Origin of the sequence: uncultured Mailhella sp., from assembly GCF_944324575.1 — a bacterium.
Taxonomy (GTDB): domain Bacteria; phylum Desulfobacterota; class Desulfovibrionia; order Desulfovibrionales; family Desulfovibrionaceae; genus Mailhella.
In genome coordinates this window covers 1-22,141 of record NZ_CALUWV010000014.1, presented here as the reverse complement: position 1 = coordinate 22,141, position 22,141 = coordinate 1, and the positions used below count along the sequence as shown (strand labels likewise).

Sequence of the window (22,141 nt, the reverse complement as noted above, 5' to 3'; positions counted from 1 at the left end):
TAACAAGCAAACTTTCCTTATTCATCACAATTTGTCCGGAAGGCCGGATCAAGCCCGGATTTCCGCGACGCCATGGAGGTCTCGATGAACAACGCCGGTAAGTTTATCTGTTCCGCCCTGCTGGCTCTGGGCATGATGATTCCCGCCTCTGCACAGGCAGCGCCCGAGTATGTGCTGAGCCTCAATCTTCCCATTCCGCCCATTCATACCCGCTGGCAGGGTCCCCTGCAGGCATGGGTGCAGGAAGTGGAAAAACGCAGCCAGGGCAGACTGAAGATAGAGCCCTATTTTGCCGAAGCTCTCAGCCCCCGCGCCGAAGCCTTTGAATCCGTCAAATCCGGCATTGCTGACATTACCGAATGCGCCTACGAGGCCAATTCCGGCCAGTTCCCCTTCCATGAAGGCATTCTCTCCATTTCCTCCCCCGAGCTCTATCTTGAAGACGGCACAGCTCTGGTGAAGGGCCTGTACGCCAAGTATCCGCAGGCTCTCAAGGAACTCGACGGCGTCAAGCTGCTCTTCACCCACGCCAGCGGTTCGCTCGTCATAGGCACCACCAACAAACCCATCCGCACGCTGGAGGATCTCAAGGGGCTGAAGATCAACGCCAACAGCGCCATGATTGCCGAACGTCTGAAGCAGCTCGGCGTCACCGTGGTTTCCCTGCCTCTTTCCGACATTTATTCCGCCATGGAACAGGGCGTTATTGAAGGCACCACCATGTCTCCCGAACTGCTGGTTTCCCGCCGCTATGGTGACTGCCTGAAGTACGTCACCGAGCTCGCCGTGCAGAACACGCTGTTCTACTGCATCATCAATCAGGACGTGTACGACTCTCTGCCCGAAGATCTGCGCAAGGTGCTCGACGAAGTTTCCGGCGACTTCGCCGACAAGGCCTTTGCCAACTACTGGGAAAGCGTGGATATCGATGCCACGAAGAAATGGAGAGCCGACATGGGCGGCAAGGAATTCATCCTGTTCTCCGACGCCGACTACGCCAAGGCCCGCGAGCTCATGCAGCCCCCGGTCGACGAATGGTTCGAGTCCCTCAACAAGGAAGGTCTGCCCGGCGCCGACATCAAGAAGACCTTCTACGAACTGGAAGGCAAGCTCGGCATCAAGTGGAATGATTCCCCCATCTACAAGGGATATCTGGAAACCGTGAAGTAATCTTTTCCAGAGAGCGGACCTGCTGCGGGAATCGCCCGGAAGAGGCGATTCCCGCGGCAGGTCCCTGAAACCACGTTTCCGCCCCGGTCGACAAGCTTCGGCAGCGGATGCATTCCAGACCCCCGCTTTTTTCCTCCGCTTCCAACTTTCGTTCAGCCCCACGTCTTCGCCTTTTCGGGAGAGCCCATGTCAACGTCAACGATGCCCCGCGAATATCCCATGCTGGAAAAGCTCTGCAACGCCAGCGCATTCATTGAAAAACCGCTGCGCTGGTGCGGCAACATAGGTATTTTCTTCTTCTTCCTCATGGTGATCATCACCTTTGTGGACGTCTTTCTTCGCTACTTCTTCGGCAGACCGCTGGACGGCACCGTAGAAATCACCGGTCTCATGATGGCCATGATCGTGTTCTCGTACACCGGCTACGCCCAGTACACGAAAACGCACATCAACATGGACATCATCACCCACAAGCTCCAGCCCGACACCAAGGCCGCGCTGGAATTCGCCACCACGGTATGGTCCACCTTCACCATTGCCATGTGCATATATGCCATGACCCGCTACGGCATGACCAACCAGAAGGCGACCCCCATTCTCGGCATTCCCTACGCGCCCTTCATCTTCCTCGGCGTGGCCGGCGTGTGCCTGCTCTTCCTCGCCCTCGTGCGCGATACCCTCGTCACCCTGCTGGAAATGCTGCGTCAGGCCGGAAGTACGAAAATCATCATCGGCGTGGCGCTCGCCGTCATACCCCTGCTCGTGGCATGGTACTTCGGCACCCACCGCATCATGGGCCTGAGCGGCCTGCATGTGGGCATCATAGGCATCGTCGTTCTGTTCACCCTCTTTTTCCTCGGCATGCCCATAGGCTTCGCGCTCATGGCCACGGGCCTGCTCTTCGTCTGCGTGCTTCGCGGACAGATGGCCGGCATCAACATGTTCGGCAACTCCTGGTTCAACACCGTATCCAACTACACCTGGGCGCCCCTCATGTCCTTCATGCTCATGGGCTACGCCTGCTACTACAGCCGCTTCGGCGAAGATCTCTACCGTCTCGGCACGGCCTGGATAGGTCACATGCGCGGCGGCCTCGCCATCGGTACCGTGGCGGCCTGCACCCTGTTCGGCGCCGTGGTGGGCGACACGCTCTCCGGCACCATCGCCATGTCGGCCATCGCCCTGCCCGAAATGCGCAAGGCCCGCTACGACGACAAGCTCGCCCTCGGCACTCTTTCCTGCTCCGGCACCATCGGTTCTCTCATTCCGCCTTCCACTACCTTCATTCTTTACGGCGTGCTGGCCGAACAGTCCATCGGCGACCTGTTCATGGCCGGCATTCTGCCCGGTCTGCTCTGCATGATCTGCTTCATGGGCATCATCTGGCTCATGGTGCTCAAAAATCCCGATCTGGCTCCCCGCCGCGAAAAAGCTCCTCTGTCCGAACGCGTCTCCTCCCTCAAGGGCGGACTGCCCATCGTGCTGCTGTTCATTCTCGTCATCGGCGGCATCTACGGCGGCCTGTTCACCGCCACCGAGGGCGGCGCCATCGGCGCGGCGGGCACCCTCATTCTCGGCCTCGTCATGGGCAGGCTGAAGTGGTCCAACTTCCGCAAGTCCATGGAGGAATCCAGCCGCTTCACCGCCATGTGCTTCACCCTGCTCGGCGGCGCCACCATCCTCGGCTACTTCATGACCATGTCCCGCATGCCCACCATGCTTGCCAACTCCATTGCCTCGCTCGACGTGGCTCCCATCGTGGTCATGTGCGTCATCGTCATCGTCATGTGCGTTCTCGGCTGCTTCCTGCCCGCCATTCCCCTCATCCTCATCACGGTGCCCATCTTCCTGCCCATCGCCAAGAGCTTCCACTGGGATCTGGTCTGGTTCGGCGTGATCTTCGCCATTCTGAACAACATGGCGTCCATAACGCCGCCGTTCGGCATCAACCTGTTCGTCATGAAAGGCGTGGCGGACGTGCCTCTCGGCCTCATCTTCCGGGCGGCCATGCCCTTTGTGCTGGCCCTGTTCGTCTGCCTTGCGCTCATCATCGCCTTCCCCCAGATTTCCCTCCTCATTCCCAGCCTCATGTAGGCCAACCGCATCAAGGAGATTCTCATGCCCCCCATCATTCATGCCGACCGCTGCACTCATTGCGGCATGTGCGCGACCATCTGCCCCATGAACATCTTCAAGCACGAAAAGGGGCAGACGCCGAAGGTGGCCTACCCGGAAGAATGCTGGCACTGCAACGCCTGCGTTCTCGACTGCCCGGCCCATGCCGTGGAACTGCGCCTTCCCCTCAACTATATGGTTCTGCATGTCGATGCCGATACCCTGCACGCCTAGGAGACAGCCATGCTTGAATTCAACGCTCCCCTTTCCACTGATGTCCTCGTCGTCGGCGGCGGCATAGGCGGTCTCTGCGCAGCCATTGCCTCTGCCCGCACCGGAGCCAGAACCATGGTGGCCGAAAAGGCCGACACCCGCCGCTCCGGTTCCGGCGCCACGGGCAACGACCACTTTGCCTGCTATTACCCCAAGGCCCACGGCAGCGACATCCGCGTCATCCTCAAGGAACTGCGTCAGAGTCTCGTGGGCGCCTACCACGATGAAAAGCTTTCCCTGCGCTTTCTTGAAGAAAGCATCCACATGGTGGACCGCTGGCAGGAATGGGGCATCAACATGAAGCCCTTCGGCGACGACTACGAATTCATGGGCCATGCCTACCCCGGTCGTCCGCGCATCTGGCTCAAGTACGACGGCCACAATCAGAAGCAGGTGCTCACCAGACAGGCCAAAAAGGAAGGCGTGGAAATAGTCAACCATCTGCCCGTCATCGACCTCATTGAAATGGACGGCGAAATTGCGGGCGCTCTGGCTCTGGACGTTTCCAAGGACACGCCCACCTTCACCGTCATCCGCGCCAGGAAGGTGGTGCTCTCCACGGGTACGGCCAACCGTCTGTATCCGGCCGCAGGCTCCCCGGGCTGGCCCTTCAACACGGCCTTCTGCCCCGCCTGCACGGGCGCCGCTCAGGCTCAGGCCTGGCGCATAGGCGCGAAGATGGTGAACATGGAAATGCCCAACCGTCACGCCGGCCCCAAGTTCTTCGCCCGCGCGGGCAAGTCCACGTGGATAGGCGTATACCGCTATCCCAACGGCAAGCTGCTCGGCCCCTTCGTGGACAGAGCCACCCGCTATGTGGGCGACATCACCTGCGACGTGTGGAACTCCGCCTACACCGACGTGCTTCTGAACGGCAGCGGCCCAGCCTACATCGACTGCACCCAGACCAAGCCCGAAGACCTCGCCTTCATGCGCGAGGGCATGATCAGCGAAGGCCTGACCACGCTGGTGGACTACATGGACCGCACCGGCCTCGACGTTTCCAGGCACGCCGTGGAATTCATGCAGTACGAGCCTCACATCATCGGCCGCGGCCTTGAAATCGACATCGACGGCCAGACCTCCGTTCCCGGCCTCTACGCCGCGGGCGACATGGTGGGCAACTTCCGCGCGGACATCGCGGGCGCGGCCGTATACGGCTGGATTGCCGGCGGACACGCCGGCGCCTCCGCCGCCTCCTGCGAACTCAAGAACGCCGAAACCTCGCCCTGGGTCGCGGAACGCGCGCAGCTCTACAGCAGCTTCGTGGAACGCGAAAGCGGCGCCGCATGGAAGGAAGCCAACCTCGCCGTGCAGCAGATCATGGATTCCTACGCCGCTGCGGGGCCGCATCGTCTGCGTTCGGCCACGCTGCTCACCGCCGGTCTGAAATACATGGCCGATCTGCGCAAAAACGCGATCAACGAAATCTCCGTACCGGATGCGCACAGCCTCATGAGAGCCATTGAAACCCTCGACCTCATGGACAACGGCGAAATCGTCATGCACGCCGCCCTCGAACGCAAGGAAACCCGCGGCATGCATCAGCGCTCCGACTACACCTTCACCAATCCCCTGCTCTCCGACAAGTTCCTCGAAGTCTGGCAGGAAAACGGCACCGTCCGCACCGAATGGCGTCAGTGCTGGAATTAGCCCCTCTGTTGCAGCGCCGCCCGGCAAAGGAGCGGCGCTCCCCGCTCTTCAAAGGAGAAACTCATGCCTCCCGTTATCGATCCCAGTAAATGCGTAGGTTGCGGAACCTGCGCCGATATCTGCAACTCCAACATCTTCGTGTTTGACCGCTCCAGAGACAAAATGCCTCAGGTCAAATTTCCGGAAGAGTGCTGGCACTGCGACTCCTGCGTGCTCGACTGTCCCAAAGGCGCCATCACGCTCCGTATTCCTCTGGCCTTCACGCTGCTCCACGTCGATGCCGGTTCCCTTAAACCCCAGGAGGCAAAGTCATGATTCCCGTTTCAAAGACTATTGATGCCGATGTTGTCATTGTGGGCGGCGGTATCGGCGGCGCCATGGCTGCCATTGCCGCTTCCGAAAGCGGCGCAAAACGTGTGGTCGTGCTGGAAAAGTGCCACGTGAAGCGTTCCGGTTCCGGCGCCACGGGCAACGATCATTTCAGCTGCTACATTCCCGAAGTGCACGGCGACGATGTGGAACCCGTACTCACCGCCCTCATGAACAGTCTTGTGGGACAGGCCAAAGACGTGGAACTCATGCGCCTGCATCTTCTGGAAAGCTTCGACATCGTAAAGAAGTGGGAAGAATGGGGAATCAACATGCGTCCCCTCGGACGCTGGAACTTCCAGGGACACGCCCTGCCAGGCAAGCCCCGCGCCTTCCTGAAGTTCGACGGCCGCAAGCAGAAGGCCGTGCTCGCCGAACAGATGAAGAAACACGGCGTCACCGTGCTCAATCATCATCCCGTAGTGGAACTGGCCAAGGAAAACGGCCGTGTCTGCGGGGCGCTCGCCATTGACGCCAGCACTCCCGACCCCTCGTTCGTACTGGTGAGCGCTCCCTGCGTCATCCTGTCCACGGGGCTCACCCATCGCCTCTACGTCAACGGCACCACGCCCAACTATCTGTTCAACACCGCCCACTGTCCCAACAACGCCGGCGGTCAGGCGCTCGGCTGGCGTATAGGCGCAAGCATGGTCAACATGGAAATTCCCTACACCCACGCCGGCACCAAGTACCTGCAGCGCGCAGGAAAGGCCACGTGGATAGGCGTGTACCGCTATCCCGACGGAAAGCCGCTCGGCCCCTTCGTGACCAAGCCCGATCCCGAATACGGCGACGTCACCTCCGACATCTGGAACTCCGCCTTCCTCGACGTCATGCACAACGGCCGCGGCCCCGCCTACCTCGACTGCTCGGAAAACACGCCCGAAACCCTGGCCTACATGCGCAAGGCCATGTTCGACGAAGGCCTCTCCGCGCTCATCGCCTACATGGACGCCAAGGGCATTGATCCGGCGAGGCACGCCGTGGAATTCACCCGCTTCGAACCCATCCTGCACGGACGCGGTCTCGACGTGGACAAGAACGGACAGACCACCGTGCCCGGCCTCTATGCCGCGGGCGACATGGTGGGCAACGCGGGCTGCGGTCTCGGCCTCGCCGCCTGGATGGGCTGGAGAGCCGGTCACGCCGCCGCGGCCGATGCCGCCAACTCCACAGGAAGCGCAGATCTCGCTTCCAACCCGGCCATCAAGGCCAAGATGGAACTGCTCTCATCCTTCATGAGCAGGAACATCGGCGCCGAATGGCAGGAAGCCAACATCGCCCTTACGCAGATCATGAGCGACTACGCCAACGTAGGCCCCTACAATGTGCGTTCCGAAACGCTGCTCAAGGCCGGTCTCGGCTATCTGGCCCAGCTGCGCGAGGAAACGAACGCCAGCATGAAGGCCTCCTGCTCCCACACCCTCATGCGTGCGGCGGAAGTGCTCGACCTGTTCGACTGCGCCGAATGCATCATGCGTTCCGCGCTGGAACGCAAGGAAACCCGCGGCAACCACAAGCGCTCCGACTACACCTTCACCAATCCGCTTCTTGCCGACAAGATGCTGGACGTCACCAGAAAAGACGACGGCTCCGTCGTCACCTCGTGGCGCAACATGAAACACTGATGGAATGAAAGGAGGGGGCGTCCGCCCCTCCGCCATTCTGACAAGCCGGGAGTATCCGTCCTCCCGGCTCTTCTTTTTTTCGGAAAACGAGCGCGGCCATTTGACGAAACCCCGGCATATCGTTAGCCTTCCAGTTCTGGAGAACCGCCGTGAACAGCAAGAAAAAAGTAACGCTGGGAGACGTGAGCCGCCGCGCCGGCGTGTCGCTGAGCTCCGTTTCCATGATTCTCAACGCCCGGGCCGACGTATCCTTCGCCCGGGAAACGGTGCAGAAAGTCCGACAGGCCGCCAAGGATCTTGGCTACCTCGCGCCGTCGCGCCTTTCCAAAGGACGGCTTCCGGGAAGAAACGTGGTGTTCATCGTCACGCCGAACATAGCCAACGCCTACTATTCAGGACTCGTGCAGGCCATACAGCAGGCCGCCGAGGAGCACAGCTATTCCACGCTCATCTTCACCACCTACCGCGAAGCCCGCAAGGAGGAAGAAGTCCTGGACATGGCGCTCGCCCTGGGGGCGGCCGGCATGATATTTACCCTCACGCCTCAGAGTCTGCGCAAGGTGGAGAAGGTCAACGGCAAGATTCCCATTGTGGTTCTGGGTGACAGAAACTCCAGCCCCAAGGTCGACACCGTGGAGCTCGACAACTACAGCGCCGGCGTCATCATCGGCCGCCATATGCTCGAACTCGGGCACAGGCACATAGCGTTCATCTCCGCCATGATGAACGCCGCCAACGCCATACGCCTGCGCCGACTGCAGGGCGTGAAGGACACCTACGCCGAGCGGCCGGGCTGTTCCGTTCAGGTGTTCACGCGGGACTACACTCCACAGGAAGAACTCCACAGCATAGACCTGGAACAGAGAATAGGCTACGAACTCACTCTGGAGTGCCTCAAAAAGAAAAGCCGCATTTCCGGTTTTGTGGCCGTCAACGACTTCATTGCCTACGGAGTGCTCGACGCTCTTGCGGCAAAAGGGTTCAGGGTTCCCGAAGACTACAGCGTATGCGGCTTCAACAATCTTTCCTCCTCCCGCATTGCCCGCGTCGGACTCACCACCGTGGAACAGCAGACCGAGGCCAGAGGGCGCAGCGCCTTCGACATTCTCTACGAACGCATCTGCGGCGGCAGCTGCGTCAGCGACATCACCCGCATGGAATACACCCATCGCCTGCTGGAGCGCCGCTCCACGGCGCCCTTCCGACAGCCTCTGCAGGAGAAATCATGAAACACCTCGCGCTCTGCGTTCTTTCCCTTCTCATGCTCGCAGGATGCAGCAAGCTGCCCTTCTCTCTGCCCTTCACGGGGAATGAGGAAACAACGCCTCCCGCCGCCGAAGTCAGACAACCGGACCGCAAGGCCACCTACGGCGTCTCTCCCGAAGCTCAGAGCTATCTTGCTCAGGCCCTGGAATACTGGACGGCTTCCGGTGAATGCACGAACCCGGAACAGGCTGCTGCACTTCTGGACAAGGCCATATCCGCCGATCCGCTTGACCCCGCTCCCTACCTCATGCGCAGCCTGGCCCTGAGTGATCTCGGCTACTTCAACGAAGCCTTCGATGACGCCACGCGCGCCATACGTCTTTCCCCAACAGCGCAGGCCTACGCCACGCGGGGACTCGTCTGTCTCAAGCAGCATCAGCCCGAAGGGGCCCGGCGGGACTTCGCCTACGCGGAAAAAATCAATCCCGGAGAACCTCTCATCTATGTGTACCGATCCGCCGGGGCCTTTCTTGAAGGAAAAAACTCCGAAGCCTGCGACGACCTGAAACGAGCCTGCGAGCTCGGCCACTGCCGCCCCTGGAATACCGCTACGGACAACGGCCTCTGCCGCTGATGACTGCCGGTCAGAACGGACGCCCCCTCTGCTCCGCATTCCAAACGTCCCCCTTTCTCCGCATTTACGGAAAAAGGCCGAGCTTCAAAGAAAGCAACGGCCTTTTTCGAGGAGGAATGACAGGGACAGGGACCCCTGGCATAATGCGCGGCATCCGGCCCGGGGACTGGCTGAATGCCGCGAAGGCAGCATCATTCTTCCGTCGGATTCACGGAATCAAGAAAACGGTACGGTCCGGCATAGGTAGGCGTGCCGTAAATCTGGCAGACATGCGTGTTCCACGCACCGTTCTGCCAGTCGTGGAGCAGATAGCCGGGCGCCTCCATGACAAAGGTGTCGCCGCCTTCCGGCGAAATGTCGAGATCTATCTGCATGGAGGCCGCGGGTGCGGTGAGCGCCAGTACTCCGGCCCACTGCGTGAATATGGGACGATGCATATGACCGCAGCACAGACGCACCCAGGGAGCCTTCTCCAGAATTCCACGCAGACGATCGACGTTCTCATACGGCTCATCCATGGCGCCCATGCCGGTGACGAACGGCGGATGATGCATGAAAAGCAGCGTGGGTACGCCCGGACGACGCGCCAGTTCCTTCTCCAGCCATGCGGCGCATCGCTCGGGTATATGTCCGGAGTGCGAGCCCGGGCTCATGCTGTCCATCATGAGAAAACGGACCTCGTTTTCTTCCACGGCATAGCAGAGCCACGGCCCGGTTTCCTCGTTCTCCGGACACCAGTCCTTGAGAATGGCGCGCATTCTGTCGCGACGGTCGTGGTTTCCGGGAACGGCGTAGATGGGGAGGTGAAGAGGAGCAAAGGTTTCATACAGCATTCTGTAGGCGTGCTCGTCACCGCTGTCGGCCAGATCTCCGGTAATGACCATCATGTCCGGCTTCTGGACAAGTCCGAAAATATGCTTCGCCGCAGCTTCCAGGCATTTCGGAGTGTCCACCACCCTGAACGAAAGCCTGCCGTCACCGCGAAGATGAAAGTCTGAAATCTGAAGTATGCGCATATCGTTTCCTTGCGGAAGGGGGAATCCCTTCCGCGTCCGGGTCAGATGCGTCTTCCCTTCGTCACCCGGGGACGAACCGACGACAAAAACATCAGACAAGGTCATGAACCGCTACAGGTGCGCCTTCATGGCTCATGCCTGGGCCCTGGTCGTCTGATTCCCTGCGGCAGACACGGGACAGGAAACAGCGCCCGCCGCAGAGCATCGGGAAAAGGATGCACGATGAATATACCTGTTGCCGGCAAAAATCACGTCGAAAATCAGACGTGTTCCATATTATCGCCGAGACGACGGACGGCGGCATTGTGCTTGCGCTGCACGATGAAGGCCGAAACTCCGCTGGTCAGGGCCGCGAGCATGGTATACAGGCACACATAAATGGGATCGCCGTCGGCAATCTTGATGAGATAGGTACAGAGGCCGGGTACGATGCCGGCCACGATAAAGCCGGGGAACTGGTACACGATGGAAATGCCGGTATAGCGCACGTCGGCGGGAAACAGATCGGAGAAAAGCGCGGCTTCAGGACCGAACACACCGGCATAAAACACGCTGACCGGCACGATGATGGCAAGGCCTATCATGAACAGATTGCCCTCGCTCGCTCCCATGAGCCAGAAGGAGGGGAAGATGGACAGCCCGCAGAGAATGCTGGCCACGCCGTACACAAGGCCACGACCGTAACGGTCGGCAAGACGCCCGGCAATGAGAATGAAGGGACACATGACAAGGGCGGACACCATGACCATGGACAGCGCCTGCGTGCGCGGCACATTCACATACTGCACAAGGTAAGTGATGACGAACACGGCAAGCACATTGAAGAACACGCCGTCTATCCAGCGGGCACCGATGCCGAGGGCAATGTTGCCGGGGTGTTCCCTGCACACCTTCACGATGGGCAGCGTCTTCCTGGCCTTATCCTGACTGGCCTTTTCCTGAGCCTTCTGAAAGTCGGGAGTCTCAAGGATGTGCATGCGGACATACAGGGCGACGCAGACAAGAATGACGCTCACAAGGAAGGCCAGCCGCCAGCCCCAGGAAAGGAACTGTTCATCGGAAAGCCCCCAGGAAAGAAGCGCCACGACGCCGGACGAGAGGCACAGGCCCGTAGCAAGTCCCATCTGCGGGATGCTGGCATAGAAGGCGCGCTCCTTCTTGCTGGCGTATTCATAGGTCATGAGCACGGCCCCGCCCCATTCACCGCCGAGGCCGAGCCCCTGGCAGAGGCGAAAAGTCTGCAGAAGAACGGGAGCGGCAATACCTATCTGCGCATATGTGGGCACAAGACCGATACCTATGGTGGCAAGACCCATGATGAGCATGGTGAGCACGAGCATGCTCTTGCGGCCCAGACGATCGCCGAAGTGACCGAACACGAAGCCGCCGAAGGGACGGGCCAGATAGCCTATGGCAAAAGTACTGTAGGCAAGAAGCGTACCGATGAAGGGGTCTTCCGTGGGGAAATACAGCTTGTTGAAGACAATGCCTGCAACAACGCCGTACAGGAAGAAATCATACCATTCAATGGTTGCTCCGAGGAGACTGGCCAGTACCACCTTGCGGATTTCTTTTTTGCCGGGCGTGCTCATAGTGAAAAAGCTCCTGATGAAGGTTGAGGGAAAACTTCCCGTGCATCGAGGCAAACTTTATTAAAATTTTAATGATAAAGTTTAAAAACTTTTATTAAAATTTTAATCAATTTTTCCTTTACTCGCGGTTATTTTCCCCCTTCTACGATTATTATAGTAATTAATCAAGGCTAATTATTATTTTTTTAAAATTAAAATTTTAATATCAAATTATAAAGTTCTCCAACAAATACCATACTAATTATTAAATTTTTATCTTTTCTTCTTCTCTTCCCTCGTTTGACGAAATTTTCCCCAGCCGTTAGCTTTTCCGTGGAGTTCTGACCATGACGACGAAAAAAAGAATTACCCTGGAAGACGTGAGCCGCGCGGCCGGCGTATCGTTGAGCACCGCATCCATGATACTCAGCGGACGGCCGGACGTGTCCTTTTCTCCGGACACGGTGCAGAACGTCCGGCATACGGCCGACGCTCTGGGATACCGCACGCCCGTGCGGCGCAGAATCCGCCCTCTGACCGCAAGAAAGCTCGTGCTCATCGTCAGCCCCAACGTCGGCAACGCCTACTATGCCAACATGGTGCAGGCCATACAGCAGTCCGCCGAACAGCACGGAGCCTCCACGCTCATATTCACCACCTACAGGGACGCCGAAAAGGAAAGAGAAATTCTCGACATGGCTCTGGAAATGGGAGCCTCCGGCATGGTCTTCACCATGATGCCCCAGAGCGTGGACCTCGTGGAAAAGGTCAACCGGAACATTCCCGTCGTGGTCATCGGCGACAGAAATACCAGTCTCAACGTGGATACCGTGGAACTCGACAACTACAGCGCCGGAATGCTGGTCGGTCGACATATGCTCGGTCTCGGACACAGGCACATTGCCTTCATCTCCACCACGCTCAACGATGCCAACGCCATACGCATACGCAGACTCGACGGCATACGGGCCGTCTACTCCCGGGAACCGGACACGTCCGTGCAGCTCTTCACGCGGGAAATCACGCCGATGGAAGAGCTCAACGACATAGGCATTGAGCACCGCACGGGCTACGAACTCACCATGGAATGTCTGAAGCGCAACGACGAGATTTCCGGCATCGTAGCCGTCAACGACTTTGTGGCGTACGGTGTGCTCGATGCGCTCAAAGAAAAGGGACTGAACGTGCCGGACGACTACAGCGTCTGCGGCTTCGACAATCTGTCCGCCTCCCGGTTCTGGAGCGTCGGACTCACCTCCGTTGAGCATCATATTGAAGAAAAGGGGCGAAATGCCTTCAACATTCTTTATGAGCGCATGACCGGCGCCGGCGCTCCCAACAACATCACCCGTGTGGAATTTTCCCATTATCTCGTGGAAAACAGCTCCACCGCGCCTTTCCGTCAGACGGAAAGAACACGCTGAAAGCCGTACTTTCAGACGCTCCTGCAATACGCGCCTGAAGTGCCGCGCAAAGGAAGGATTCATGATTTCTACCGCCGAACGCGTTCACGAGCTTTACCGAAACCGCAAATGGAACTGCGCGGGAACCATGCTTGCCTGTCTTGGCGAAGCGTTCGACACGCCCGTATCCAGGCAGACCCTGCATACCGTACTCAGAATGCACGGCGCAGGCGGCGTTCCCGGGCCGTGCGGTCTTGCAGAAGGTGCCCTCATCTTCATCGGCATTGCGGGAACCGCGAGAGGCCTTTCCGGCAACGACGTGGAAGCCATGAGCTTCCGCTTTGCCGAAGCCTTCAAGACACGCTTCGGCTCTCTGCTCTGTCAGGATATCCGGCCCGGAGGTCTTTCCGGCCCGCCTCACGTCTGCGAGTCTCTCACTGTCGAAGCCGTCGACTTTGCCGTACACTTCATGCAGAATGATCTTTTTGCTCAGGTTGACGCCTGACGCCGCATTCTCCCACAGCACACTCACGAGGTCAGCCATGCCCATGCTCAAACGTGCGCTCTGCGCTTTCATGCTGCTTGCCGCCGTTTTCTGTCAGAAAACAACCCTTGCCGCCGATACTCTGAAAATCGGCTCTCTCCCTGCAGCCGACTCCCTCATTCTTCATGCCGCAAAACAGGACGGCGTGTTTGCCGCCCACGGACTCGATGTGGACATCGTTCCCTTCCAGAGTGCTCTGGAACTTGGCGCTGCCATGCGGGCAGGCTCGCTGGACGGTCATTTCGGCGACATCATCAACGTGCTCATGCAGAATGAAAACGGAGCGCCGCAGATCATCGTGGCCACAACGTCCCATTCTTCCCCCAGAGCCCGATTCTTCGGTCTTGCGGTAAAACCCGATTCTCCGGCAAAAACGCTCGCCGACCTCAAGGGAAAAACCTGTTCCATCGGCCGCGCCACCATCGTGGACTTTGTGCTGGATTCTCTTCTTGAGCAGGAAGGCGCGGCAGGCTCTCTGGACAAACGCGACATCCGTCAGATTCCCGTCCGGCTCCAAATGCTGCTTTCCGGCCGGATAGAGTCTGCCCTGCTGCCCGAACCTCTGCTCTCGCTTGTGGAAGGCCAGGGCGCCCGCGTGCTTCTCGACGATCGGAACCTGTCCATGCCGCTGGCCGTCATCGCGCTGAAAAAACCGGAAAAAAGCGACGACGCATTTACAGATCGCATCCGGCGCTTCCGCGCCGCGCTTGCCGAGGAAGCCGGGCGCATCAATGCCGAGCCCGACGTCTACAAGGCCATGATGCAGAAACTCGGCCTGCTCTCAGACAAGGCGGCAGAACACTATGTCATGCTCCGCTTCGAGGAGTCTCTCACGCCGCTCGGCCTTCCTTCGGAAGAGGATATCCGGCACTATGCCGAATGGATGAAGCAGAACAGACTGCTGAAAAAGGACGTGCCCGCCCTTGCCGACATCGTCTTTCAGGACGTGAAATGAACGGAAACGTGCTGCGCGTTGAAAGACTGGGCAAGACCTTCGGAGAAAACAGCGTTCTTTCAAACGTTTCCTTTTCTCTGCCCGAAGGATCTTCTCTTGCCATCATAGGCCCTTCCGGATGCGGCAAGAGCACGCTTCTTGCCATTGTTGCCGGGCTTGCCGCAGCGGACTCGGGCAGCGTCGCGCTGCCTTCGCACTGGAAGACGGCCTTCATACTTCAGGACTACGGACTGTTTCCGTGGAAAACCGTGCGCGACAATCTGGCGCTGCCTCTTCAGCTTCGGGGCGTCGCCCGAAAGACGCGCTTTGCCGCCGTCTCCTCCATGCTGAACGAACTCGGCCTTGAAGGACTGGAGCGCCGCTTCCCCGTGCAGCTTTCCGGCGGTCAGCGACAGCGCGTGGCCATAGGCCGAGCCCTCATTTCCCGACCAGATCTGCTGCTCATGGACGAACCCTTTGCCGCACTTGATGCCATCACCAGGGAGCATCTGCAGAATCTTCTGCTCAGCGTATGGCAGCGCCGCCGCATGAGCTTCATGCTGGTCACGCACAACGTGGCGGAGGCGGTGTTTCTCGGGCGTTTCATCATGGTGCTCAGCGGACGCCCGGCCACCAGAACTCTGTGGCTGGACAATCCCTGTTTCGGCGATGCCTCCTGCCGCAACAGCGAAGAGAGCCTCTCCCTTATGCGAAACATTCGCGAAGCGCTGGAAGAGCCCGGAATCCGGGAGTCCGGGGAGAAGGTCATGCCATGAAAATGCTCGACATCCTTTTCCGCTACGCCGTGGCTTTTCTCGCTCTTCTGCTGCTCTGGCAGGTCGGCGCGTGGGCCCTCGGCCCCTATCTTCTTCCGGCTCCGTCGGAAGTGCTCGAGGCCTGGGCGCAGTCCCTGCATGACCCGGTCATGCGCGGGCATGTAGCAAGCAGCGCCATGCGCGTGGGTGCGGCCATGACCTTGGCATTTGCCGTCGCATTTCCGCTCGGCATTCTGCTCGGCTACCGCAGACGCATCGACCGCTACGTCTCGCCCATGGTCTTTCTCACCTATCCGCTGCCCAAAATCGTCCTTCTGCCCGTATTTCTCACGCTGTTCGGGCTCGGAGACCTGTCTAAAATACTCATCATCGCCCTGACCACGGGATATCAGATACTCGTGGTCACGAGAGACGGCATACGCCGCCTTGATGCACGCTATCTCGACGCATTCCGCACGCTCGGAGGTTCCTGCGTCCAGCTCATCCGTCACGTACTCGTTCCCGCGGCCCTTCCCAGCGCCATGACGGCTCTCAAGGTAAGCAGCGGAACGGCCGTGGCCGTGCTGTTCATGGCAGAATCCTTCGCCACGCAGAGCGGACTCGGCTTCCTCATCATGGACGCCTGGGGCCGCGGCGATCAGCTTGAGATGTTCTGCGGCATCCTGTCCATGAGTCTGCTCGGTCTTGCCATTTATGAAATCTGCCATGTTGCCGAAAGGGTGATCTGCCGCTGGAAGCGACTGGAAAACAGGAGATGACGTTCATGCTTCGCTTTGAATCGGACTACGAGGAGGGCGCGCATCCGCGCATTCTGGAACTTCTCACGGCCACCAACCTTGACCAGACCCCGGGCTACGGCGAAGACCGTTACTGCGACGAGGCCCGGAGCCTCATACGCGCAGCCTGCGCCGCGCCGGAAGCCGACGTGCACTTTCTCATAGGCGGCACCCAGACGAACTTCGTCGTCATCGAATCCGCCCTCAGACCGTGGCAGGGCGTGCTGTGTGCCGAAAACGGCCACATCAACGTGCACGAGACCGGCGCCGTGGAAGCCACGGGTCACAAGGTGCTCGCCCTTCCTGCCCATGAAGGAAAAATCACCGCAGCGCAGATCCGGGAAGCCTGCGCCGCGCATCATGCCGACGAGTCCCATGAACACATGGTGCAGCCCGGCATGGTGTATCTTTCCTCACCCACGGAGTTCGGCACGCTGTACTCGAAGGCCGAGCTCAGGGACATCAGCCTTGCCTGCCGTGAACTTGCCCTGCCCCTGTTCGTGGACGGCGCGCGCATGGGGTACGGCCTCATGTCCGAAGCCAATGATCTCACGCTCGCCGACTATGCCGAACTCTGTGACGTCTTCAGCATAGGCGGGACCAAGGTGGGCGCGCTGTTCGGCGAAGCCGTGGTCGTCACCGCCCCCTCGCTCAAAAAGGATTTCCGCTACCTCATGAAGCAGCGCGGAGCCATGCTGGCCAAAGGCAGACTGCTCGGCATTCAGTTTCTGGCACTTTTTCAGGACGACCTTTACATGCGCATTGCCAGGCAGGCCGACGACCTTGCCATGCGACTGCGCCGCGCCTTTCTGGAAAAGGGCTGGCCGCTGCTCCATAACTCCTTCACCAATCAGCAGTTTCCCATCGTGCCCGACGAGGCGCTCAACAAGCTTGCGGAACGCTACTCCTTCAGCTTCTGGCAGAAAACGGACGCAACGCACAGCGCCGTGCGCTTCTGCACCAGCTGGGCCACGACCGAAGAGGCCGTGACGGCCCTCATTGAGGATATCAGAAACATCTGATTTTGCCTCATCGAAACAACCGTAAAAACGGGGATCCATGGGCCATGTCGGTGGAGCCTCGTTTATGCTACGCTCTTTTTGACCTGCCTGATGGACAAATGCCAGCCCTTGTTCTCAGCAAATCAAAAGGAGTGCTCATAACCATGCCCACAGCTATGAGTTTTCGAGAGCCCTCAGCCTGCTTGAGACGCTTTAACCCAAAAGGGCCGTTCTGAAAACGACTTCAGAACGGCCCTTCATACGGTCAGAAGGACTAATCTTCCCAGAAAAGCTTTGTCACCTCGGCAGGCACGGGATTTCCCAGTCTGTTCCCCAGCCAGAAGGCAATCAGGGAAATCACGCATGTCGGAACTATGGCGTGAACACCACCAAGCGGTACATGAAAAACGGAAAGAAGCACGAAGGCGACTACGCCTGCGGCCATGGAACACAGAGCTCCCGTGGCATTGGCGCTCTTCCAGTACATACCGAGCACAATGGGCCAGAGAAACACGGCTTCCAGTCCGCCGAACGCGAACAGATTTATCCACACCAGAAGATCCGGCGGATCAAAGGATGCAAGAAACACCAGGACGCCCACGACGAGTGTGCAGATGAAGCTCATGCGCCCTATCTTACGTGCCGAAATCTTCGATTCATCATTTCCGAGCCTGTAACGGACATACAGATCCTTGATGATGGATGCCGAAACCAGAAGCAGCATGGTGTCCACGGTGGACATGATGGCGGCCAGAGGCCCGGCCACGAACACCCCCGCCCAGAACGGCGGCAGAAGCTCAAGAATGAGCGAGGGAATGATGAGATCGCCGGACGTGAGTCCGGGCATGACGGCCCGGCCGAGAACCCCTGAAAGATGCATGAACAGCAGCAGAAAGCCGATGATGAGCGTGCCCATGATCATGGCGTCGTGCATGGAGCGAGAATCCCGGTAACCAAAGCAGCGCTGCGTGGTCTGCGGGAGACCGAGAATGCCGAGGCCAACCAGAATCCAGAAGGAGAACAGCATAGGCGCAGGAATGCTGCCTCCCGCGCCGGAAGGCGTAATCAGACCGGGATCAATGCCCTTCAGAGTCTGTATGCACTGCTCCATGCCGCCTCCGGCACGAACCACGGCGAACAGAATGACAACGGAGGCAATGAGCATGACAACGCCCTGCAGCGCGTCCGTGACGGCCACAGCCCGGAACCCGCCGACCGCCGTGTAGACGACGACGGTAACGCCGAACAGCGCAAGACCGACTTCATATGGATAGCCTGTGACGGCCTGAAACACACGGGCGCCGCCTATGAACTGCGCCACCATGGATGCCGCAAAAAAGACGAGCACGGCAAGAGAACACAGAATGACGATGGCGTCGCTGCGATACCTGGCATAAAGAAAATCCGTGATGGTGACGGCATGGATGCGCCGGCCGAGAATAGCAAAGCGCTTGCCTAGAACGCCGAGGGTGAGAAACGTCGTCGGCACCTGAATCATGGCCAGCAGCACCCAGCCGAGCCCCAGCTTGTAGGCCACGCCGGGCCCTCCCACGAAGCTGCTCGCGCTCGTGTAGCTGGCAATGATGGTCATGGCCAGTACGAAACCGCCCATGGTACGTCCGCCGATGAAATATTCTTCAATAAAGCTTCTGCCCGCGCCCTTTCCGGCCTGACGCTGAGCCCATATGGCCAGCAGAAGGGTAAGCAGAAGATAGCCGACAAGAGGAACCAATGCGACGTTCATGCCTTCTTCTCCTCGTCATCGTTCTGCTTCTTCGCCTCATCCAAAGGAATGTCGGCAAAAAAGCGCCGCACCACAATCCAGAGAATGAGCGTCATGACAGGGTACCCCAGCACGCAACTGTAAAAGAACCATGCAGGCAGTCCGAACACATAGCTGTATTCTTCAGGATCTCCGGCACCGAGTACGAAGGCGAATACCGTCCACCACACGAAAAAAAACACATAGAGACCCAGCGTTATCAACGCCTCACGGTCGGCCTGTCTGAACGCTCCGCGCATACTCTTTCCTCTTGTCGCCCGTATGTGCCGCAGAGACACATCAGAGCGCTGTCGGGACATTCCCGAGTTTCTTCCGTTCCCTTCGCCTCCAGCCCGCAAAGAGCGCACCGGAAATATTCTGCCATGCGCTGAACAGGGCTCCCGGCAGCGTAGCCAGAGGACTGGCGGCAAAGTTGATCGTAGCCAGAGCCACGGCAAGCCCGCTGTTCTGCATGCCCACTTCTATGGAAACGGCCGTTCTTCCGGCATAGCTCAGGCCCAGCACAGACGCAATGCCGAGTCCGATGACAAGCCCTGCTCCATTATGCAAAAAGACAAGCAAAAGCACCAGCAGACCGCTTTCGGCAATCTTTTCCGCATTCACGGCGATAATGCCGCCCACAATCAGTGCTATGCCGAGAACTGATACCAGCGGACAGAAATCGACGACACTACGCACAGCCCTCTGTGCCGCACGACGCAGAACAAGTCCGGCAACAACGGGAAACAGAACGATCTTCATAACCGAAGCCATCATGGCTCCAAAAGAAACCTCCACCCAGCTTCCGGCAAAACATAAACAAGAAGAGGCGTCATGACGGGTGCAACAAGCGTAGATACCACCGTCATGCCCACGGAAAGCGCCACGTCGCCGCGTGCAAGATAGGTGATGACGTTGCTCGCCGTTCCTCCCGGAGCGCATCCCACCAGAATGACGCCGAGCGCAAGATCCGCCGGCAGAGAAAACAGCTTCGCCAGCATAAAGGCAAGCAGCGGCATGACGGTGAACTGCGCCGCGCAACCGATAACAAGAGCCTTAGGACGGGCAAACGCCGCCCGAAAATCCTGCGTTTCGATGGTGAGCCCCATGCCGAACATGATGACGGCAAGAAAAACGGATGTGTACGGCACAGTCCAGGCAAAAAGAAAAGGAAACATCCAGGCCAGAACGGAACAGAGCAGTATGATGACGCCTATATGTCCGGCCAGCAGCATACTGAGCCGCCTGAAAAAAAACATATGTCATCTCCATAACGACAAAGGCCGGACATTTTCGACAGCATGTCCGGCCTTTGTCCTTCCGGGAAGGTAGCTACACGTCCGCAAGACAGCCGTGCCTTTCATAGTCGGCCACCCGGACCACCCGATTGCGCGAATCCACGAAAACCACGCTCGGCCTGAAGGCCCGGGCCTCCTCCGGCTGCATGAGCGCATAGGCCATGATGATGACCTTATCTCCCGGCGCCACCAGCCGCGCAGCTGCGCCGTTCAGACATATCACCCCGCTGTTTCGCTCACCGGCAATGGCATAGGTTTCAAGGCGCTGTCCGTTGTCCACGTCGACGACCTGAACCCTTTCGTATTCCTGAATACCTGCCGCCTCCATGAGCTGCTCGTCAATGGTAATGCTGCCCACGTAATCAAGCTCTGCCTGCGTCACCACCGCCCGATGAATTTTGCCCTTCAGCATCGTCAGCAGCATACGCTACCCTTCAAAAATAAAGTTGTCGATGAGACGGGTCTTTCCCACATACACGGCCATGGCGCACAGAACGCTTCCCTGAGCCTCTTCCACGGGCTGCATGGACACGGCATCCACCATTTCCACATAGTCGATACGGGCAAGAGGTTCGCCTTCAATAAGCTCCCTCATGGCCGCAAGCACGACGGAAGCTTTTCTCTCGCCGTTTTCCATCAGGCTTCTGCCGAGATTCACGGCCCGACTCAGCACCACCGCCGCCTTGCGCTCTTCCGCGTTCAGGTAGGTGTTGCGGGAACTTTTTGCCAGACCGTCTTCTTCGCGGACAATGGGACAGCCGACGATCTCGATATCGAAGTTGAGATCACGCACCATGCGGCGGATCACAGCGAGCTGCTGGGCGTCCTTCTGGCCGAAATAGGCCCTGTCCGGGGCAACAATATGAAAAAGCTTGCTCACCACCGTGCACACGCCCCGAAAATGCGTGGGACGAGTTTTTCCGCACAACCCTTCGGTCAACCCCTTCATGTCCACATAGGTGCAGAAATCGGGGGCATACATATCCTCTGGAGCGGGGTGAAAAATAAGATGTGCACCAGCCCTTTCACAAAGGCGAGCGTCCGCTTCAATGTCGCGGGGATAGCTCTCAAGATCCTCACTCGGACCGAACTGAATGGGATTGACGAAGTCACTGACAACAACGCGGTCATTTTCAGCGACGGCGCGTACTATAAGACTCCTGTGTCCTTCATGAAGGTATCCCATGGTCGGCACCAGCCCGACGCTCAACCCCAGGCTACGCCATTTCTTCACCTGTTCCCGAACCTCGGCTACAGAAGAAACAATGTCCATGCAATGCTCCTCATAATATGTTTCCGCCAGTTCCCTATTGGAACTGGTCCAAAAGAATAGCGACTAAAATCAGATAGCAGCTTCAGAAACAACGACCCTAGTCACAAAACAATAACCACGCAACCATACCCGCTTTCTCTCCAGTTTTTTCCCCGTCTAAAAAACTTGTATGGACTGACCGAAAAACAACTGAAAAATATTCAGCGACGGCAGCATGGATGTCGCCCCGGCATATTGACCATGCTAAAACTCTTCATTGAAATGCTCCCACGCTGAAAAAGCACACCGCCGACCGTGCGCATATTCTGCCGCCGGAAAAATTCTATGCCCGGCATTGCGGAGGACGCTTTCAGAGGCCGCAGGAGCACGTCTGATGAAAAAAAACTCCCAGGAAGAAGCCCGACATGGCATTTTCAAAAAACGCCCTGGAGTCGAGAGAAAAAATAAAAGCAGACACGGCTCACCCTGCCCGGCCCTGAGCAAGGCTGAGTCGTGTACGTATTGCCCTCGGCTCTTCCTCAGGTTCAGCATCATGTTCCCTCGCCTGTACGCAGACTTTCAGAACAACCTTTCCGCTTTCCTTTGCAACAGGAAGCAACTGACGAACCTGCCGGGAAGGACGCAGGAACATTCTTTCCATGGACGTTTTTTAAACGCAAAAGGGCCGCGTGACGATGCGGCCCTTAAACGACGAAAGGCTCCTCAAAAGGAGCCTCTCTAAAGATAACCTTGGCATCGG

General features: G+C 58.5%; 20 protein-coding genes and 1 pseudogene. 14 read left to right on the top strand and 7 right to left on the bottom strand.

Translation table 11 applies throughout. The features are described 5' to 3' along the window. Positions 1-84: 84 nt before the first annotated feature. The 8 genes from Q0J81_RS03100 (at position 85) to Q0J81_RS03065 (ending at position 9,048) form a co-directional block, all read left to right on the top strand. Positions 85-1,170 carry a TRAP transporter substrate-binding protein gene (locus tag Q0J81_RS03100; protein ID WP_294445977.1) on the top strand — a complete coding sequence of 362 codons (1,086 nt, stop codon included), beginning with the start codon at positions 85-87 and terminating at the stop codon, positions 1,168-1,170. Between the two features lie 186 nt (positions 1,171-1,356). Next, the gene (locus tag Q0J81_RS03095; protein ID WP_294445976.1) at positions 1,357-3,264 is read left to right on the top strand and encodes a TRAP transporter large permease subunit; all 1,908 of its coding nucleotides are present in this window, start codon (positions 1,357-1,359) and stop codon (positions 3,262-3,264) included. Between the two features lie 24 nt (positions 3,265-3,288). Continuing rightward, the gene (locus tag Q0J81_RS03090) at positions 3,289-3,519 is read left to right on the top strand and encodes a ferredoxin family protein (RefSeq protein WP_294445975.1); all 231 of its coding nucleotides are present in this window, start codon (positions 3,289-3,291) and stop codon (positions 3,517-3,519) included. A 9-nt stretch (positions 3,520-3,528) separates the two neighbouring features. After that, complete coding sequence (locus Q0J81_RS03085; protein WP_294445974.1) at positions 3,529-5,211, top strand: FAD-dependent oxidoreductase; 1,683 nt, start codon at positions 3,529-3,531, stop codon at positions 5,209-5,211. Between the two features lie 63 nt (positions 5,212-5,274). Next, positions 5,275-5,526 (top strand): ferredoxin family protein, encoded by a 252-nt coding sequence (locus Q0J81_RS03080; RefSeq protein ID WP_294445973.1) that lies wholly within the window; start codon positions 5,275-5,277, stop codon positions 5,524-5,526. Beyond that, positions 5,523-7,208 (top strand): FAD-dependent oxidoreductase, encoded by a 1,686-nt coding sequence (locus Q0J81_RS03075; protein WP_294445972.1) that lies wholly within the window; start codon positions 5,523-5,525, stop codon positions 7,206-7,208. The genes Q0J81_RS03080 and Q0J81_RS03075 overlap by 4 nt, the downstream gene beginning before the upstream one ends. Positions 7,209-7,357: 149 nt before the next feature. Continuing rightward, positions 7,358-8,437 carry a LacI family DNA-binding transcriptional regulator gene (locus Q0J81_RS03070; RefSeq protein ID WP_294445971.1) on the top strand — a complete coding sequence of 360 codons (1,080 nt, stop codon included), beginning with the start codon at positions 7,358-7,360 and terminating at the stop codon, positions 8,435-8,437. Next, positions 8,434-9,048 (top strand): hypothetical protein, encoded by a 615-nt coding sequence (locus Q0J81_RS03065; protein WP_294445970.1) that lies wholly within the window; start codon positions 8,434-8,436, stop codon positions 9,046-9,048. Before Q0J81_RS03070 ends, Q0J81_RS03065 begins: the two co-directional genes overlap by 4 nt. Before the next feature lie 191 nt (positions 9,049-9,239). Here Q0J81_RS03065 and Q0J81_RS03060 read toward each other — a convergent pair whose 3' ends face one another. Both Q0J81_RS03060 and Q0J81_RS03055 read right to left on the bottom strand, forming a co-directional pair. Then, a complete protein-coding gene (locus Q0J81_RS03060; RefSeq protein WP_294445969.1) occupies positions 9,240-10,064 on the bottom strand; it encodes a phosphodiesterase in 825 nt (274 codons plus the stop codon). Positions 10,065-10,324: 260 nt separating this feature from the next. Further along, the gene (locus tag Q0J81_RS03055; protein ID WP_294445968.1) at positions 10,325-11,656 is read right to left on the bottom strand and encodes an MFS transporter; all 1,332 of its coding nucleotides are present in this window, start codon (positions 11,654-11,656) and stop codon (positions 10,325-10,327) included. Between the two features lie 326 nt (positions 11,657-11,982). Here Q0J81_RS03055 and Q0J81_RS03050 point away from each other — a divergent pair, with 326 nt between their 5' ends. From Q0J81_RS03050 to Q0J81_RS03025, 6 genes are all read left to right on the top strand, one after another. After that, positions 11,983-13,059, top strand: a complete 1,077-nt coding sequence (locus Q0J81_RS03050) for a LacI family DNA-binding transcriptional regulator (RefSeq protein WP_294445967.1) — start codon at positions 11,983-11,985, stop codon at positions 13,057-13,059. Positions 13,060-13,120: 61 nt separating this feature from the next. After that, entirely contained in the window at positions 13,121-13,543 is a 423-nt protein-coding gene (locus tag Q0J81_RS03045; RefSeq protein WP_294445966.1) for a C-GCAxxG-C-C family protein, read from the top strand. A 37-nt stretch (positions 13,544-13,580) separates the two neighbouring features. Then, positions 13,581-14,537: an ABC transporter substrate-binding protein gene (locus Q0J81_RS03040; RefSeq protein ID WP_294445965.1), complete on the top strand. Its 957-nt coding sequence runs from the start codon at positions 13,581-13,583 to the stop codon at positions 14,535-14,537. Further along, positions 14,534-15,292 (top strand): ABC transporter ATP-binding protein, encoded by a 759-nt coding sequence (locus Q0J81_RS03035; RefSeq protein ID WP_294445964.1) that lies wholly within the window; start codon positions 14,534-14,536, stop codon positions 15,290-15,292. Before Q0J81_RS03040 ends, Q0J81_RS03035 begins: the two co-directional genes overlap by 4 nt. Then, positions 15,289-16,050, top strand: coding sequence for an ABC transporter permease (locus tag Q0J81_RS03030; protein WP_294445963.1), 762 nt, complete (start codon positions 15,289-15,291; stop codon positions 16,048-16,050). The genes Q0J81_RS03035 and Q0J81_RS03030 overlap by 4 nt, the downstream gene beginning before the upstream one ends. A gap of 5 nt (positions 16,051-16,055) precedes the next feature. Next, complete coding sequence (locus tag Q0J81_RS03025; RefSeq protein WP_294445962.1) at positions 16,056-17,090, top strand: low specificity L-threonine aldolase; 1,035 nt, start codon at positions 16,056-16,058, stop codon at positions 17,088-17,090. A gap of 253 nt (positions 17,091-17,343) precedes the next feature. Here Q0J81_RS03025 and panF read toward each other — a convergent pair whose 3' ends face one another. The 5 genes and pseudogenes from panF to panC form a co-directional block, all read right to left on the bottom strand. Continuing rightward, the gene (gene panF / locus Q0J81_RS03020) at positions 17,344-18,813 is read right to left on the bottom strand and encodes a sodium/pantothenate symporter (protein ID WP_294445961.1); all 1,470 of its coding nucleotides are present in this window, start codon (positions 18,811-18,813) and stop codon (positions 17,344-17,346) included. Beyond that, positions 18,810-19,091 carry a YhdT family protein gene (locus tag Q0J81_RS03015; RefSeq protein WP_294445960.1) on the bottom strand — a complete coding sequence of 94 codons (282 nt, stop codon included), beginning with the start codon at positions 19,089-19,091 and terminating at the stop codon, positions 18,810-18,812. The genes panF and Q0J81_RS03015 overlap by 4 nt, the downstream gene beginning before the upstream one ends. Before the next feature lie 40 nt (positions 19,092-19,131). Beyond that, positions 19,132-20,009 (bottom strand): annotated as a pseudogene (locus Q0J81_RS03010) (bile acid:sodium symporter family protein). A gap of 154 nt (positions 20,010-20,163) precedes the next feature. Continuing rightward, positions 20,164-20,553 carry an aspartate 1-decarboxylase gene (panD, locus tag Q0J81_RS03005; RefSeq protein WP_294445959.1) on the bottom strand — a complete coding sequence of 130 codons (390 nt, stop codon included), beginning with the start codon at positions 20,551-20,553 and terminating at the stop codon, positions 20,164-20,166. Positions 20,554-20,556: 3 nt separating this feature from the next. Beyond that, complete coding sequence (gene panC / locus Q0J81_RS03000; protein ID WP_294445958.1) at positions 20,557-21,402, bottom strand: pantoate--beta-alanine ligase; 846 nt, start codon at positions 21,400-21,402, stop codon at positions 20,557-20,559. Positions 21,403-22,141: the final 739 nt, after the last annotated feature.

Coding starts and splice junctions, on each gene's coding strand:
- Q0J81_RS03100 (WP_294445977.1), top strand. CDS start 85: ATGAACAACGCCGGTAAGTTTATCTGTTCCGCCCTGCTGGCTCTGGGC.
- Q0J81_RS03095 (WP_294445976.1), top strand. CDS start 1,357: ATGTCAACGTCAACGATGCCCCGCGAATATCCCATGCTGGAAAAGCTC.
- Q0J81_RS03090 (WP_294445975.1), top strand. CDS start 3,289: ATGCCCCCCATCATTCATGCCGACCGCTGCACTCATTGCGGCATGTGC.
- Q0J81_RS03085 (WP_294445974.1), top strand. CDS start 3,529: ATGCTTGAATTCAACGCTCCCCTTTCCACTGATGTCCTCGTCGTCGGC.
- Q0J81_RS03080 (WP_294445973.1), top strand. CDS start 5,275: ATGCCTCCCGTTATCGATCCCAGTAAATGCGTAGGTTGCGGAACCTGC.
- Q0J81_RS03075 (WP_294445972.1), top strand. CDS start 5,523: ATGATTCCCGTTTCAAAGACTATTGATGCCGATGTTGTCATTGTGGGC.
- Q0J81_RS03065 (WP_294445970.1), top strand. CDS start 8,434: ATGAAACACCTCGCGCTCTGCGTTCTTTCCCTTCTCATGCTCGCAGGA.
- Q0J81_RS03060 (WP_294445969.1), bottom strand. CDS start 10,064: ATGCGCATACTTCAGATTTCAGACTTTCATCTTCGCGGTGACGGCAGG.
- Q0J81_RS03055 (WP_294445968.1), bottom strand. CDS start 11,656: ATGAGCACGCCCGGCAAAAAAGAAATCCGCAAGGTGGTACTGGCCAGT.
- Q0J81_RS03050 (WP_294445967.1), top strand. CDS start 11,983: ATGACGACGAAAAAAAGAATTACCCTGGAAGACGTGAGCCGCGCGGCC.
- Q0J81_RS03045 (WP_294445966.1), top strand. CDS start 13,121: ATGATTTCTACCGCCGAACGCGTTCACGAGCTTTACCGAAACCGCAAA.
- Q0J81_RS03040 (WP_294445965.1), top strand. CDS start 13,581: ATGCCCATGCTCAAACGTGCGCTCTGCGCTTTCATGCTGCTTGCCGCC.
- Q0J81_RS03035 (WP_294445964.1), top strand. CDS start 14,534: ATGAACGGAAACGTGCTGCGCGTTGAAAGACTGGGCAAGACCTTCGGA.
- Q0J81_RS03030 (WP_294445963.1), top strand. CDS start 15,289: ATGAAAATGCTCGACATCCTTTTCCGCTACGCCGTGGCTTTTCTCGCT.
- Q0J81_RS03025 (WP_294445962.1), top strand. CDS start 16,056: ATGCTTCGCTTTGAATCGGACTACGAGGAGGGCGCGCATCCGCGCATT.
- panF (WP_294445961.1), bottom strand. CDS start 18,813: ATGAACGTCGCATTGGTTCCTCTTGTCGGCTATCTTCTGCTTACCCTT.
- Q0J81_RS03015 (WP_294445960.1), bottom strand. CDS start 19,091: ATGCGCGGAGCGTTCAGACAGGCCGACCGTGAGGCGTTGATAACGCTG.
- panD (WP_294445959.1), bottom strand. CDS start 20,553: ATGCTGCTGACGATGCTGAAGGGCAAAATTCATCGGGCGGTGGTGACG.
- panC (WP_294445958.1), bottom strand. CDS start 21,402: ATGGACATTGTTTCTTCTGTAGCCGAGGTTCGGGAACAGGTGAAGAAA.